This window comes from Fibrobacter sp. UWT2 (genome assembly GCF_900142545.1).
In the GTDB taxonomy this organism is placed as follows: domain Bacteria; phylum Fibrobacterota; class Fibrobacteria; order Fibrobacterales; family Fibrobacteraceae; genus Fibrobacter.
In genome coordinates, this window is sequence record NZ_FRBF01000027.1 from 1 (window position 1) to 14,056 (window position 14,056).

The 14,056-nt window shown below is 51.2% G+C and carries 15 protein-coding genes and 1 tRNA gene; 3 read left to right on the plus strand and 13 right to left on the minus strand.

The window, feature by feature from the left end; translation table 11 throughout:
- Positions 1-112 precede the first annotated feature (112 nt).
- Both BUA40_RS13075 and pgk read right to left on the minus strand, forming a co-directional pair.
- Positions 113-463, minus strand: a complete 351-nt coding sequence (locus BUA40_RS13075; protein WP_072801298.1) for a hypothetical protein — start codon at positions 461-463, stop codon at positions 113-115.
- Between the two features lie 222 nt (positions 464-685).
- Positions 686-1,942 (minus strand): phosphoglycerate kinase, encoded by a 1,257-nt coding sequence (gene pgk / locus BUA40_RS13080; protein ID WP_072801299.1) that lies wholly within the window; start codon positions 1,940-1,942, stop codon positions 686-688.
- A 231-nt stretch (positions 1,943-2,173) separates the two neighbouring features.
- Between pgk and BUA40_RS13085 the strand changes: the two genes are divergently transcribed.
- Complete coding sequence (locus tag BUA40_RS13085; RefSeq protein ID WP_072801300.1) at positions 2,174-3,190, plus strand: hypothetical protein; 1,017 nt, start codon at positions 2,174-2,176, stop codon at positions 3,188-3,190.
- Positions 3,184-3,549, plus strand: a complete 366-nt coding sequence (locus tag BUA40_RS13090; RefSeq protein ID WP_255369317.1) for a dihydroneopterin aldolase — start codon at positions 3,184-3,186, stop codon at positions 3,547-3,549. Before BUA40_RS13085 ends, BUA40_RS13090 begins: the two co-directional genes overlap by 7 nt.
- Here the strand turns inward: BUA40_RS13090 and BUA40_RS13095 are convergent.
- Together BUA40_RS13095 and BUA40_RS13100 are read right to left on the minus strand one after the other, a co-directional pair.
- Complete coding sequence (locus tag BUA40_RS13095; protein ID WP_072801301.1) at positions 3,546-5,081, minus strand: YifB family Mg chelatase-like AAA ATPase; 1,536 nt, start codon at positions 5,079-5,081, stop codon at positions 3,546-3,548. The two genes, BUA40_RS13090 and BUA40_RS13095, sit on opposite strands and share 4 nt — an antisense overlap.
- A gap of 10 nt (positions 5,082-5,091) precedes the next feature.
- On the minus strand, positions 5,092-5,430 hold the full coding sequence (locus tag BUA40_RS13100; protein WP_072801302.1) for a SpoVG family protein: 339 nt from the start codon (positions 5,428-5,430) through the stop codon (positions 5,092-5,094).
- A gap of 186 nt (positions 5,431-5,616) precedes the next feature.
- Between BUA40_RS13100 and BUA40_RS13105 the strand changes: the two genes are divergently transcribed.
- Positions 5,617-6,165 carry a carbohydrate-binding family 9-like protein gene (locus BUA40_RS13105; RefSeq protein ID WP_072801303.1) on the plus strand — a complete coding sequence of 183 codons (549 nt, stop codon included), beginning with the start codon at positions 5,617-5,619 and terminating at the stop codon, positions 6,163-6,165.
- On the opposite strand, the gene BUA40_RS13110 is transcribed toward BUA40_RS13105, so the two are convergent.
- The 9 genes from BUA40_RS13110 to BUA40_RS13150 all read right to left on the minus strand — a co-directional run bounded on the left by BUA40_RS13110 (position 6,166) and on the right by BUA40_RS13150 (position 14,035).
- Positions 6,166-6,921 (minus strand): acyl-[acyl-carrier-protein] thioesterase, encoded by a 756-nt coding sequence (locus BUA40_RS13110; RefSeq protein WP_072801304.1) that lies wholly within the window; start codon positions 6,919-6,921, stop codon positions 6,166-6,168. It lies immediately after the preceding gene.
- A gap of 65 nt (positions 6,922-6,986) precedes the next feature.
- Complete coding sequence (locus tag BUA40_RS13115; protein WP_072801305.1) at positions 6,987-8,717, minus strand: alpha-1,4-glucan--maltose-1-phosphate maltosyltransferase; 1,731 nt, start codon at positions 8,715-8,717, stop codon at positions 6,987-6,989.
- A gap of 59 nt (positions 8,718-8,776) precedes the next feature.
- Positions 8,777-10,159, minus strand: a complete 1,383-nt coding sequence (locus BUA40_RS13120; RefSeq protein ID WP_072801306.1) for a carbohydrate binding domain-containing protein — start codon at positions 10,157-10,159, stop codon at positions 8,777-8,779.
- Positions 10,159-11,007, minus strand: coding sequence for a TIGR02147 family protein (locus tag BUA40_RS13125; protein WP_072801307.1), 849 nt, complete (start codon positions 11,005-11,007; stop codon positions 10,159-10,161). The genes BUA40_RS13120 and BUA40_RS13125 overlap by 1 nt, the downstream gene beginning before the upstream one ends.
- 81 nt (positions 11,008-11,088) lie before the next feature.
- Entirely contained in the window at positions 11,089-11,703 is a 615-nt protein-coding gene (locus BUA40_RS13130) for a GNAT family N-acetyltransferase (protein ID WP_072801308.1), read from the minus strand.
- A 115-nt stretch (positions 11,704-11,818) separates the two neighbouring features.
- Positions 11,819-11,902, minus strand: a tRNA-Leu gene (locus BUA40_RS13135).
- A gap of 45 nt (positions 11,903-11,947) precedes the next feature.
- Positions 11,948-12,607 (minus strand): alpha/beta fold hydrolase, encoded by a 660-nt coding sequence (locus BUA40_RS13140; protein WP_178299654.1) that lies wholly within the window; start codon positions 12,605-12,607, stop codon positions 11,948-11,950.
- 98 nt (positions 12,608-12,705) lie between these two features.
- The gene (locus tag BUA40_RS13145) at positions 12,706-13,224 is read right to left on the minus strand and encodes a hypothetical protein (RefSeq protein ID WP_072801310.1); all 519 of its coding nucleotides are present in this window, start codon (positions 13,222-13,224) and stop codon (positions 12,706-12,708) included.
- A gap of 7 nt (positions 13,225-13,231) precedes the next feature.
- Entirely contained in the window at positions 13,232-14,035 is an 804-nt protein-coding gene (locus BUA40_RS13150; protein WP_072801311.1) for a hypothetical protein, read from the minus strand.
- Positions 14,036-14,056 lie beyond the last annotated feature (21 nt).

Genomic DNA, 14,056 nt, shown 5'->3' on the forward strand with positions numbered 1-14,056 from the left:
AGTGTCAGGCCGTCAACGCGTGCAACGCGTTGCTAGTATCCTAGGGCTATGCCCGTATATGAAGAACCGCCGGCTATGCCGGCGGGTCACTTTTTTTAGAATAGTTTTGAATTTACTTAGATTCTAAAAAATCAAGCGCTTCGCCGGCGAGTTCCACGCAGCGGTTGCAGGGGATAACCTTGTTCGGGCGGATTTCGCTGCACTTGGTAAAGTTCTGTGCGCCGCGCTTGAAAAAGTCCTCGATGGCATCGGCGTGGTCGGGCTGCATCATTTTTGCCGCATAGAGAGCGCCACAGGAACCGTTCGGTGCCTTGCCGCCACCAAATTCCTTGAACATCTGCGCCGTTGCTGTGGCCTCCACTTCAGATTTGCCCGTTGCACGAGCGTAACCATACGCTACAGCCATCGCGCAATTGCCGCGATGGTCTGCGTGGAATTGTTTCGAAAATTCCGCAATCGACATAAGATGTTCCCTTGTTAAAGATTTCTAAAACTCAATATACAAAACTAAAAATCAAAGCGTGCAAACCGTTGATTGCAAAAAGAAAAAACTCCGCAAAAGCGGAGTCTTTTAAATAACAGGAATTAGGTTAGTTGCGAGCGAGACCAGGAACGAAGCCCGAAGCCGTACAAAGCGTACGGCGAGCGGATTCGTGACGCCGTATCGCGGACGCAAATAAACAAATTACTTGTCCGTGAGAACGGCAACGCCCGGAAGAACCTTGCCTTCCAGGAGTTCGAGGGAAGCGCCACCACCCGTAGAGGTGTGGGTCACCTTCTTGTCGGCGCCGTACTTCTTGGCAGCCGTAGCGGTATCGCCACCACCGATCACGGTGATTGCGCCAGCAGCGGTAGCTTCGACGATAGCGTCAGCCATAGCCTTGGTAGCCTTTTCGAAGGCTTCGAATTCGAACACGCCAGCAGGACCGTTCCAAACGATGGTCTTTGCAGACTTGATAGCGTTCACGAAGAGCTTGGTGGATTCAGCGCCCACATCGAGGCCCATCCAGCCAGCCGGAATGCCTTCGGCGTCAGAGACAGCCTTGGTAGCAGCGTCGGCAGCAAACTTGTCAGCAGCGATGTAGTCAACCGGGAGGATGATTTCCTTGCCAGCAGCCTTGGCCTTGGCCATCAGATCCGGAACGAGCTTGGCACCTTCTTCGTCAAACAGAGAAGAACCGATTTCGATGTTGTTCAGAACCTTCTTGAAGGTGAAAGCCATGCCACCGCCGATGATGATCTTGTCGGCCTTGTCGAGGAGGTTGTTGATGAGCTGGATCTTGTCAGCGACCTTGGCACCGCCGAGGATGGCGAGGAACGGACGCGGAGGATTGTTGAGCACCTGGTCGAATGCCTTGAGTTCCTTGTTCATGAGGAAACCGGCAGCGCGCTGCGGCAGTTCAACACCAGTCATGGAAGAGTGGTCGCGGTGAGCTGTACCGAAAGCGTCGTTCACATAAACGTCAGCGAGCTTGGTGAGGCTTGCGCGGAAGGCCTTGACGGCTTCCTTGTCGGCCTTTTCCTTAGTTTCGGTGCCATCGGCGTTCTTGATCTTGCGCTTGCCTTCTTCTTCGATGTGGAAGCGGAGGTTTTCGAGGAGGATGATTTCACCCGGCTTGATAGCGGCGCAGGCAGCTTCAACTTCCGGACCAACGCAATCCGGGAGGAACTTCACCGGCTTCTTGATGAGTTCTTCGAGCTTCTTAGCAACCGGAGCGAGCGTGTACTTCATGTTCTTTTCGCCATTCGGACGGCCGAGGTGGGAAGCGAGCACGACGGCTGCACCCTTGTCGAGAGCGTACTGGATGGTCGGGAGAGCGGCTTCGATACGCTTGGTGTTGGTGATTTCGCCAGTCACCTTGTCCTGCGGAACGTTGAAGTCAACACGGATGAACACGCGCTTGCCGGCGAGTTCGAGATCTTCAATAGAAAGCTTTGCCATTGTAGCAATCCTCTTTTTTAGGTTAAAATTTTACGCATTAAAATATAGTAAAATCAGAACTCTTATGGTTGTATAAAACAAGCCGTGCGCTTTGTGTAAACATTGGTAAACAAAGGGTTTGCGGGAGAACGTTATGTGCACGATTGTATATTATTAAAGCATTATTTTAGTGCAATTATCCGCATTTTTTTATATATTTCCATCAAAAAATTAGACCTTTTGGAGTAATAAATGAAACGTTCACTTTTGATGGTCCTTTGCCTGTCTGTCGTATCCGCTTTCGCTAGCATATACGATATCGAAGAATTCACCGCCACGGATGCAGGTTCTCCTGACGATTACATTGTAGCCGAATTCGGTGGCGAATTGAAGGTCGCTCCGGCAGAAGAAGTTGAGTCTCTGCAGTCTGGCCGCATGGTTGTCCGTCAAAAGTTTGAAGACCCGTTTGGTGAATCTGAAACGGCCTACCAGCTCTACCAGGGCGGTAAAGGCGACGTTTCCTCGATGACTCCGATGACTGCCGAAGGCGTTGACTACTCCAAGCTCGTTAAGGCTAAGCTCTATACTCGCCGCGGTGCTGCTGCCGATAAGGATGTCGAAAAGGTTTACTTCGATGGTAAGGCCGTCTATGCTCCGGGCCTTTCGACCGCAATTGTGTATATCGATGGCAAGGCTGTTGAATTGAAAGGTTCCGCTCCTGCTGCTGAAGAAGAAGAGGAAGAAGAATCTGTTGCCGCCGCTCCTGCTGTTCCGAGCAGCCAGGCTGAAGAATGTGACGAATACGATCCGGATTGCGAAGACGAAGATGATGAAGACTACAGCAAGTACAAGACTTCCGCTCCGATCGATGACAGCGACTACACTGCAACCGATGCTGCAAGAGACGTGGGCGACCGTTTCGGTATTGCTGACGAAGTCCGCTTCTGGACCGCAGTTGGTCTTTCCGCTCTCGCTGTCACTGCTGCCGTGATCGGCATTATGCAGCACAGCAAGGCTAACGAGGCTAAGGACGCCTACGACAACCTGAAGACCTTGAACGCCCAGATCTTGAGCGCTTGCGAAGGCGACTCCAAGTGCGAAGAGATAATGGCTTCGCAGGTAAGGCAAGATACTTGGAACCTGCGCGACTTGCAGAAGCGCATGGACGAAGACAAGAAGACCCAGGATTCTTACACCTCCGCCCGTAACATCTGGCTTGGCGTTTCCGCTGCCTCTATCGCAGGTGCTGTCGTTCTCTTCGTATGGTAATTGAAACCGGAAAAATCACGATACGTGATTTGGAATTCAACTGCATTATTGGAACGCTCCCTTACGAGCGCGAAAATGTGCAGCCGGTTGTCATGAATATTTCGGTGTGGCTGGATTTCTCTCTGGCTGCCCGAAATGAAGACCTTGCTCATTCAATTGATTATGTGCAATTGGCTGACGACGTGCAGGACTTTGTCTGCAGGTCGTCTTTTCAGCTAGAAGAAACACTGGTGCTTGAAACGGCCAAGTATATCTTGAACCATTACCCCAAGACGGTGGCCGCGGAAGTTTCTGTCCGCAAGCCCCTGTCGATTCCCCAGAGTGCTGGCGCTGAATCCAGCATCAAGGTGATTCGCTAGCTCCTGAAGGCGCGGTAGCGCAGAGCCTCTGAAAGGTCTATAATTTCAACGGAATCTGAATTTCGAAGGTCGGCAATCGTTCTGCCGACCTTTAATAGTCGGTAGTAGCCGCGGGCGCTCAGACCCATTTTGTCGGCGGCACTGATGGAGAATTTTTCGGTTTCGGCTGAAAGCTTGCAACAGCTTTTGGCGAAGTCCGAGGACATTTCCGCATTGGTCTTGATAGCGGTGTTGGCGAATCGCTTGCGTTGGATTTCGCGGGCGCTACAAACACGCTTGCGTATTTCCGCCGAAGACTCAGCGAGTGTCTTTTTCCCGAATTGCGAGGCTTCGACGGGCGGGACGCTCACTTGGATGTCGATGCGGTCGAGAAGCGGGCCCGAGATTTTTTCCTGATAGCGCTTGCGTGCCTCGGGCAGGCAAGTGCAGGCACGCTTCGGGTCCATGGCGTAGCCGCAAGGGCAGGGATTCATCGCTGCCCCCATCATGAACCGTGCGGGCCAAGTGATGGTCCCGCTAGCGCGGCTGATTGAAATCTTGCCCTCTTCCATAGGCTCGCGTAAAGCCTCCAGGACGCAGCGGTTGAATTCGGGCAGTTCATCGAGGAACAGCACCCCGTTGTGGGCGAGGCTCGCCTCACCCGGCTTTAGCCGGGTGCCACCCCCCACCAATGACACCATAGAGGCGCTGTGGTGGGGGGTACGGAACGGGCGGACCATGACAGGCTTGAAATCTTCTGAATCTCCCGCGGAGCGTGCACACGAATGGATTCGGGATGTCTCTAGGATTTCAAGCTCTGTCATTTCGGGCAAAATGCCCGGCAAGCATTTTGCGCACAAGGTCTTGCCCGCTCCGGGCGAGCCAACCATAAGGAAATTGTGGGCGCCTGCGGCCGCGACTTCGAGGGCGCGCTTGACGCTTTCCATGCCGACGACATTTTTAAAGTCGGGAATATCTTTGGGCACATCAAAATGCGTGTTCTGGTCCTTGAACCCCTTAGCCCATTTTGCGGAGTTTATCGCTCCGGCTTCTAGCTTTTCGACGCATTCCTTGAGCGAGTCGGCGCATACATAGCGGACTCCTTCAACAAGCGAAGCTTCCTGTTCGTTTGCTCTTGGGATGACCAGAATATCTTTTGACTTTTTGGATAAACTCATGGCGAAGGAGAGAACGCCCCGGATCGGCTTCAGAAGACCATCAAGCGAAAGTTCTCCGACAAAAACGAGATTGTCTAAGTCGGGAACTTCGATCTCTCCGGTTGCAGTCAAAAGCCCAATAGCAAGGGGCAAGTCCAGGGCGCTCCCTTCTTTCCGTAAATCCGCGGGCGACAGGTTTACCGTTGTACGGAAACCCGTCACCACTTTGTCTACCGAGCGAATCGCGGAAATGACTCGCTCTCTAGACTCTCTTACTGCGTTGTCAGGCAAACCAACCAAAGTGAATCCCGGCAGTCCCTGGGAGGCGTCTACTTCGACGCTTACCGGGACAGCCTTGATTCCAAACAGACAATAAGAACGGATTCGACGGAACATAATGATTAACCTATACTACAGATGCCTGGTATTTTTCAAGGACGCAGTTTTCGATGTGTTCGCGCAGGTTCCTTGCCATAGGGAAACAGACACTGCGGTATTCTTCGCCTTTGAAGAACGGATCTACGGGGTAACCCACAAACATGCCGTTCTCACCTTCCATGACGCGGAGACCGCGGATCAGAAACTGGTCGTTGAGAACGATAGATGCCAAGCCCTTGATATGTCCCATGGACGGGCCTTCTCTAAAGGGATAAACTTGGACGCTAGTAACAGCGAGGCAGTCGAATGCACCGGAAGCATTCCATTCCTTCTTTTCTTTTTCGTGAGTTTTTTCTTTTGCAGCCATGTTGGCCTCCTAGTTTGTATGTGTTTTTGCTTTTCTTGAAGCAATCCAGTTTTGCAAAAAGCGTGCCACTTTTTATGAAATTGAGAAAACGGTTCAAAAACGCCGTTTTAGGCAAATGCGAAAATCTGGCGAGTGATTAAATCAGTGATTAAAACACTGTTTTAATCACTTTACTACCTTTTGAGCATGCTCTTGAAACCGAATATGAACTGGGTGGCGAACCAGGGGAAATCTCTTCCGACGGTTTTTGCCGAATGTGAACTTTCTTCGGATTATTTTACGGTCCGTTTTTCTGTGGAAGAACCTTCGGACTGCTTCCGTGCCGAAGTCATGGAAGACAACGGCTCCAGCTGGGAGGATTCCTGCGTTGAAATCTTCTTGCAGAATCCGGCAAACCCTGCTGAATACTTTAATTTCGAAACTACATGCCGCGGCTACCTGCTTGCGGCTAGAGGCCCCGATCGTCATTCTCGCACCAAGCTTTCCCAAGCGGAAATTGATTCCGTTATTCGTCGGAAGGAACTTGCCAGCGTCGCAGGAAACCTGGTTTGCTGGGGAATGACGGTTCAGATTCCTGCAAGAATCTTCGGCTTAAAAAGCTTTGAAGGCGTTACTTTAAAGGGTAATCTTTACAAGTGTGCTGATAAGGCAAAGGCGCCCCATTACCTGAGCGCCTTTGAAATCGAAACAGAAAAACCGGATTTCCACCGTCCGGAATTTTTCCGCGAATTCTAACTATTTCATTTTCAGCTTCATCTCGAAGACTTGGCGTCCCGAATCGTCTTCGATTTTCATATAGGTCGCACCCATTTTGTCGGCTCGGTAAATCGTGACTTCCTGGCCTTCTCGGGTTTCACCTAAGAAATGCAGTTCAAGCATCGCCGGAATGCAAAGTTCGATATCGGCGGCGCTGAACACATTCAGACCAAGCTTTACGTATTCGATGTTGTTCATATGGTGCGACATGTCGATATGCTGCGGCAGCACCTTCTGGCGGTACACTTCCTGGTATTCTTCGGGTTCCACGGCGAACTTGGTGAACTTGTTGTCCATAAAGGGTTCGGGGGAACCTTCTGCAGGAAAGTCTACCGCGGAAAGTTTCATCGGACGATGCGTTTCCAAGTTGAGGCAGCAGGCTTCTTGAACGGCGAGAATGATGGGTTCCCCTTCGACTGTCGTGACGGCCGTGTTTTCGTAAGTGCGAATGGGGGCGTTATCGGCGGGGAACGAGGTGGTCACTACCTTGTCGCGCCAATAGGGACGCTGGAAAAATTTGAATTTCGCTTTGGTGATTGCCCAGTAACCGCCTTTTTCATTGACGCAGAAGTTGTCCATCTTGAGGGCGCCAAAGTTTTCGGTAAAGTTGTCCTGCACCATGAGCACCGTCTGTGCAAGGCCCATCTTGCCCGAAACGTCGATGTAGGCCGAAGTGATGGTGCGTTGTTTCTGGAAAACGAACGGATTTTTAGCAAGCGAATAAATATCGATCATGCTTTTAATATATAAAGAAAAAGGACCGCTGTGTAGCGGTCCTTGCGAATAAAGTCTCGAAAGAACTAGATCTTCTTGAGCACCAGCAGGTGACCAGGAGCCTTGGCGGGATCGAGCTTCACGTAGTTCTTGTTGCCACGCCAGACAAAGCTTTCGTCGGTAATCAAGTCCTTCAAGAAGAAGAAGGAATCATCATTCAGACCGAGCTTTCTCATGTCGAGTTCCACCGTGCCTTCCTGGACGTTGTCCATGTCCATGTTGCATACGCAGAGGATCACGTCTTCGCCGGACTTCTTGGAATACACCATCAACTGGTCGTTGGCGCAATAGTGGAAGTCCAGGTTGTCGTATTCCTGCAGGGCGATGTGTTCCTGGCGGGCAGTGTTCACGCGGCGCACGAAGTCCTGAATGCCCGGGCCGGTCCAGTTGTGGACTTTGTACTGGTACTTTTCGCTGTCCTGCAATTCTTCCTTGATGGGGCTCGGAATATTTTCGCAGAGCTCGTAGCCGTTGTACATGCCGGTAAGGCTAGAAAGCGTGCCGGCCAAGAAGTAGCGCTGCTTGAAAGCGTTCGGGCCCTTGTAGGCGAGATACTTCGGGAAGATATCCGGAGTCGTCGGGAAGAAGATGCCGCGCATGTATTCCTTGGCATCGGACTGCGTGAGTTCCTTGAGGTACTGTTCGAATTCCCACTTGGCGCTGCGCCAGGCGAAATAGGTGTAGCTCATGTCGAAGCCCGACTTGGCCAAGCGATGCATCATCTTCGGACGGGTGAATGCTTCGGCGAGGAACACGAGTTCCGGACGCTTTTCCTTGACGTCGGCGATGAGCCATTCCCAGAACGGGAAAGGTTTGGTGTGCGGGTTATCGATACGGAAAATTTCAATGCCCTTGTCAGCCCAGAACAAGATGATGTTTTCGATTTCCTGCCACAGGGCCTTGTAGTTCTTGTTGTAGTAGTCGAAGGGGTAAATGTCTTCGTACTTCTTGGGCGGGTTTTCGGCAAACTTGATGCTGCCATCCGGTTCGTGGTAGAACCATTCCGGATGCGACTTCACATACGGATGGTCGGGGCTGCAGTTGAGTGCGATATCGAGTGCGAGGCGAAGTCCCTTCTTGCGGGCGGCCTTTGCAAAGTGTTCGAAATCCTTCATGGAACCAAGTTCGGGGTCCACGTCATAGTGGCCGCCGTTCTTGTTACCTACGGCATACGGACAACCCGGTTCCAAGGGTTTCCCCTTCTTGTCGACCTTGGCGTGCAAGGCGTTGTTGGCGCCCTTGCGGTTCGTGACACCGATCGGGTGAATCGGCACTAGGTAAACGGTATCGAAGCCGAGGCCTGCGATGTAGTCGAGCTGGTTTTCGCAGTCTTTCCAGGTGGCGCTCTTCTTCGGGTCGGTGCCCTGGCTCTTCGGCCACATTTCGTACCAAGTACCGATGCGTGCGTAAGACGGGTCCACGCGGAGCTTCATCACGGGGCTTTCGGTCGGTTCGTCCTTGGGTTCTACGGTCCAGGCGCAAATCTTGTATTCATAGTAGCCGATATTGTTGACCGTGAAGGAGCCTTCCCACTGGTCGTTATCGACAAAGTGCATGGGAGCCTTTTCCCATTTCTTCTTGGAATCGTGGCGGTAGAAGATTGCCGCATCATACTTTTCGTGGCTGTGGCGGAAAATGTCCGCGGTGAGCGTAACGGTGTCACCCGGTTCACGCTTGAGCATAAAGCGCCCACCTTCGATTTGTGGGCGAATGTTTTCTATAACGAGATTGTCTTTACGGGTAGGAATAGTTGCCATAGTAACGAAAATTTAGCAAAAAAGGCTCGCCGTGGCGAGCCTTAAAATGCGTTTTGTTTTTAGTTGATTCTTAAGACCTTGACTTCCTTAATCCAGAAGGTCCGTTCGGAACCGCCAAGGTTAAGTTCGAATCTAGCGAAGGGGTCGTTGACTTCCGGAGTGAAGGTAATTCCGACAGACTGACCCGTGGTATGCACTTCGACATGTTCCTGGAATCCGACGGTTTCGTAGGTGTTGTACGAACCGATTCGAGCCGTAATCTGTCCTTCGACATTGGACCAAATCGTAAATACGCACTGGTACTGGACGCCGGCAATCAGGGCCACGTTTTCTTGAATCAGCTGCACGCTGTAGGAATGCTTGCCGCCTGTCGTGACGTCTACCTGCATAATGCGTTCGTTGGAGCCTTTTTCGATAATCAGCGTCGTGTCGGCCCGTCCGCCGAACTGCTTCATCAAAATCCAGTCGGTGGTAAAGGGCGATGCGAAGTTGCCGTTGATGATGGTGTTCTGGCCCTTCTTGGCGGCGATACCCTTCCAGATGTCAATAACGTATTCGGAGTGTGCATCGCCTGCGACTGTGGTGTAGTCGTAGCGCAACGGCTGGAAACTAGTCACGAATCGATCGTTCATGGCGTTCCACAAAGCCGAGTTGTACTTGGAGTCGATGTGGATGACGCTGTCTTCGCCAACTTCGACTCCAGAGAAGTCGATTCCGTCGGTGAACAGCTTGACGCGGAAGATTACAGACAAGTTTGCCTTGCCACCAGCAGTATCGATCTGCGAGTAATGGTAACGCAACATCAGTGTCTGGAAGTTCGAAAGGCTGTAGACGAAGGGAACGTACTTGTTGTCGATAAGGATGCGACCGAAAATGGCCATGGTTTCGTTAGGAGTGAAACCGACGCCCATTTCCTTGAGGTAGCCTTCTTCGTTCAGGTCGATGTCCTTGAAGGGGTCTTCGATGGAGGAACCTTGAGTAAAGGAGATTTCAAGGGATTCGTCAGGGGCGTCTTCGTAAGGCCACAGCTGCAATCCGGCAACAGGATCAACGGTCAAGCTCGTGTAGTAGTAGCTTGAGAAAGAACGTAGCTGAGTCAGTACCAACGAGAAGGTATCAAGGAGAATCGGTTCGTCCTTGTCTGCACCCTTGGCGAGAGCCTTGACGTTGATGTCGGAATAATCGATAGAGAAGTCTGCAACCAGCGGAAGGGCTGGCTGCTTTTTAACGGCGGTGTCCTTGACCGTGGTATCCTTGACTGTGGTGTCCGGAGTAGAGGAAGTGTCCGTGACCGTCGTATCAGTTGTTGTCGTATCGCCTTCGGCAAGAGTCGGATTGCCGATTTCGATACCAGCCATAGACTTGTCGTTGGAACAAGCAACCAAAGACAAAAACGCGGTGGCGTATACGGCAATCGTGGCTATGGACAAAAAGAATTTCATCACACTCCTCGGGTCAAAGGGAAGAGCTGAATGTTGATTTGCACAACATCTTCTGCTTCTCCGGCTTTTGCAGAGAAATCTAGTAGTTCTTTTCGCATTAGTTGTAAATGTTTTTTCAAATTGGGGAAATCTGAGCGCTTAATTCCAAAAGTGAGCGCTGAAACGTCCCTTTCCGGGCCCGGAAGCTCCGTCAGCATGTTGGCCGAGAGCTTGAGCATCTGTAAATGGTACATCTTGACCATCAGGTCTTGCACTTCGTCGTCGGTCGTAATCAGGGGGTCGCGCTGGCGGTAACCATTGGCGGTCTTGACCAAAAGTCCCAGTTCCAAGAGCAACTGGAGCGATTCGGTGACCTGGGCGGGCGTAATGAGCCCGCGAAGACGTTTGGATATCTGGTCAGGAATGGGGCGGAAATCCTTGAGCCCTACCATCTCAAGAATTACAGAATGGTGCCATTCCTGGAAAATACGGAACTGAGCCTTGTCCATCTTGTGCAGCTTTGAACGGGGGCTTGCCTTGATGAGCTGGGCGTAGTAAATCTGCTTGTCGGCGTCGGTTTGAGCCTGATTGAAGAACACGAGGCTTTCGAAGTAAGCGGCGCGCTGGTTTTCGAGACCCAGGCCGTGAATAAGCTTGGTGACCGTATTTTTGGTGATGTTGCGCTTGCCGTCGATTGCGAGCTTTAGATGGGCATGGCTAGAAAGCCCTGCCTTCTCGGCAAAGAACCGCAAGCTGAACGCGGTCGAGGTTTTCTTTTTATACTCGTAATAATCACGCAAGAATACCCTGTAGTTCGTGTACTGCAGGATATCTGGTTCTACGAGTTTTAGCTTTTCTCCATTATCCATGCTTTAAAAAATAGAAGTCTTTGCCCCCAAAAACCATATCTATTTTAAGTTTCCCGTTTACCCGAGTAACCATTGTAACCATTAATATACATCGCGGGCGAGTAGTGAAAAACGCCTGTGATCCACAAATTTGCCGTTTATTAGCTCAAAATCGCGACAAATGCCCTCTTCCTTGAACCCGCAACGCTTGGCGACGGCGGTACTTTTGTCGTTGTGTACAGAAACTAAAAGTTCCAGCCGGTTGAGTTTGAGGGTGGTAAATGCGTAGGCAGAAAGAAGCTTTACCGCTTCGGTCATGAGCCCTTGGCCTGTATAATCCTTAAAAAGCCAGTAACTCAAGGTGGCGGAACGGTTCGAAAGCTTGACGTCCATCATGATGGCGCCGGCCATGGGGGAGGCGGGACCCGCCGAGATTTCGTCGACAGTGTTCTTGAAAATCAGCCAGCAGCCGCCTTGGGCGAATCTTTCGTTCAGGACCCAGGAACGGATGCGTTTTTTGATGTCGAAAATGTCGGTGTCGCGGATCCAGGGGAGGTGTTCCGAAAGGTGTTCGCGGGATTTTTCGATAGCTTGCAAGATTGAATCTGCAGAGGTTGGACCTTCGGAATTTTCTCGCAGACCCTTGAGCGTCACTACGCTATTGGCTAGCGTAGCCGTTTCGAATGTCGCCGTGAAAAAGTCTTCGAAGTTATCCATGCATGCGAATGTAGTAAAAAGTAGGAAGTAGGCAGTAGGAAGTAGACAGTAGGAAGTGGGCGGTGGACTGTGGGAGAAAATAAAAAACCGTCGAATTGCTTCGACGGTTTTTCAGTGCGGATGAAAGGACTTGAACCTTCATGCCCTTGCAGGCACTAGAACCTGAATCTAGCGTGTCTACCAGTTCCACCACATCCGCGTGGGGTAAGCCAAATTTTGAAAATTTTGCCTTATTTGTCAAGGGTTATTTGGAAAAAATATCCAAAATCCAGTCTTTGCGCTTGTTTTGCCAATAGCTCCAGTCGTGCTCGCCCTGCGGGTCAAACTTGAGGTCGCATGCGGTGCCCACGTTTTTGCAGAACTCCTGAATCCAGGGGATTGTTTTTTCGGAGGGGTAGAGTCGGTCGGCTCCGCCCTGAATGAATCTCCAACGTCCTGTTCTTAGCGGAGCCTGCACGGCGACCTGTGCTGCCGGTCCGAGGGTTTCGCCGTACGAACTCATGAGAATGCGGTTCTTGATTTTGCGTTTGCCCCAGAGGCTATAGGCGATAACACCTAAGGATCCGTCCGAGATTCCTACTAGAGAAATTTCTTCGATGTCTTTTTTCTGGCGCTTGGCGAGGCTGTCCAGGGCGTCATCCAGGGCCTCGATCGTGGAAGGTTCAACCCAGTGGCTTTGCTTGCAGGCCGAGGCGCTGACGATGGTGTAGTCCGGCATCATTTTTGAAAGAGCGCCGCCAGCAACGAGTCCCTTCTGGCAGTTGTTGCTAGTCATGCCGCCGTGGAACCAAACTATAGTTCCGGCCGTATCTTTTTTGTTTATGCCTCTCCAGACACCTACAGGCATGTCGCTCGAAAGGCTTGTTGCCAGGAACATGACGGAGCCTTGTATAGGCCGCTTCATGTGTACAGTAAGGGTGTCCGATGCCGGGTTTGCGAAGCAAAATGTTGTAGCCAGCAGAAGAAGGATAAGTCGCTTTGTCATGTCCTAACCGCTTGCCATTAACGTCTCTTTTTTACGATCCACAAGATGAACAGCGTTAGGGACGATATTGCCAGGAACGCTACAATGGCGCAACCGATAAAGGCGTAGTAAACCTGGTAATCGATGACGAGCGTGTCGAAGTCGACTTCGCCGTCGGTAGAAGACATGCTGTGCACGATAAATGTGTGTTCGTCGACGCGACTTGCTGCAACTTCAAGAGGTACATCGCCTGCATTTGGACTTGCAAAACTGTACCATTCGGACATGTTGGCGAGGATTTCTTCCGAAGCGTACAGGATAAAGTTGACTTGGTCGTCGCCGTTAATCTGGAAAATGGTCTTGTCGAAAAAGGGAATGTTGGTTCCGCCGAAAATGCTCGGGATGGCAGCGTGCGAAACCGTTCCGTAGAACAGGTGTTCTTCTTGCAAGAGGCCTTTGAGGGCCGGCAGCAGGTAAGACAGAAGCCACCCTGCCAAAAAAATCAGCAGCAAGGAAAAATTCAGAAGAGCGGGTTTTCTAGAAGTAAAGAATCGCATGAGTTCCTTATTGCTTTGACTTAAAGATAAAGAAGAAGGTAGAAAGCATCAGTACGAGAGTCAAGAAGTAAAATGCCATGGGTATTTTTGACTTTAGCGACATCTCTTCGATATTTTGACTCTGGAAGAAATGAATCATGTCTTCGCTGTACATGACGGCCAGTTCGTTGTTGAATCGGCTCCAGGCAAGCGTCTGTTCTTCGTTTTCTTGGAGCAGGGCGAGAATGGCTTCTTTAGTGGAATCGGGAATGGCGCCGACAATACTTTCGCCGAGGCCGGCCATGCCGACCATGTAGCCGGCCCGTGCGGAATCCAGAATGCCTCGTACGGGAATCTGGATGTTTGCGGGGAGGCCTGCTGCCTGGTTGTTGACGACCTGCAACTTTTCAAGCCACTGGTGGCGGCTTGCCGCGTAGCGGCGCATGCTCGACACCTTCGCCAGCACCTCTCGCTCGAAACGTTCGACGGAAGACCGTGAAGGAGCCTTGATACCTAATCGTTGAATTTCGTCCATTTCTCGGGAGAAGGCTACGGCGATTTCTCGGAGGTTCATGGTCTGCGCCTGCACGAAGACGGTGTCGACTCCGTAACCGATGCGAACCCTTTCCATTCCGCGTAGGGCGTAAGATTCTTGAAGCTGGTAATCCGACAGAGTCTTGATGTAACGGGAGTACATGATAATCTGCGGTTTCTGGGAGAAATAGAACAGAATGGTGAGCCCGATAGCTACAGCCAACACAACCCACGCCCAAGGGGAGCGGATTCTGGCGTTACAGGTATCGGCAATGGATTTGTTCTTTAACTCTAGCATTTTTTTAGAAATTAACTTTTT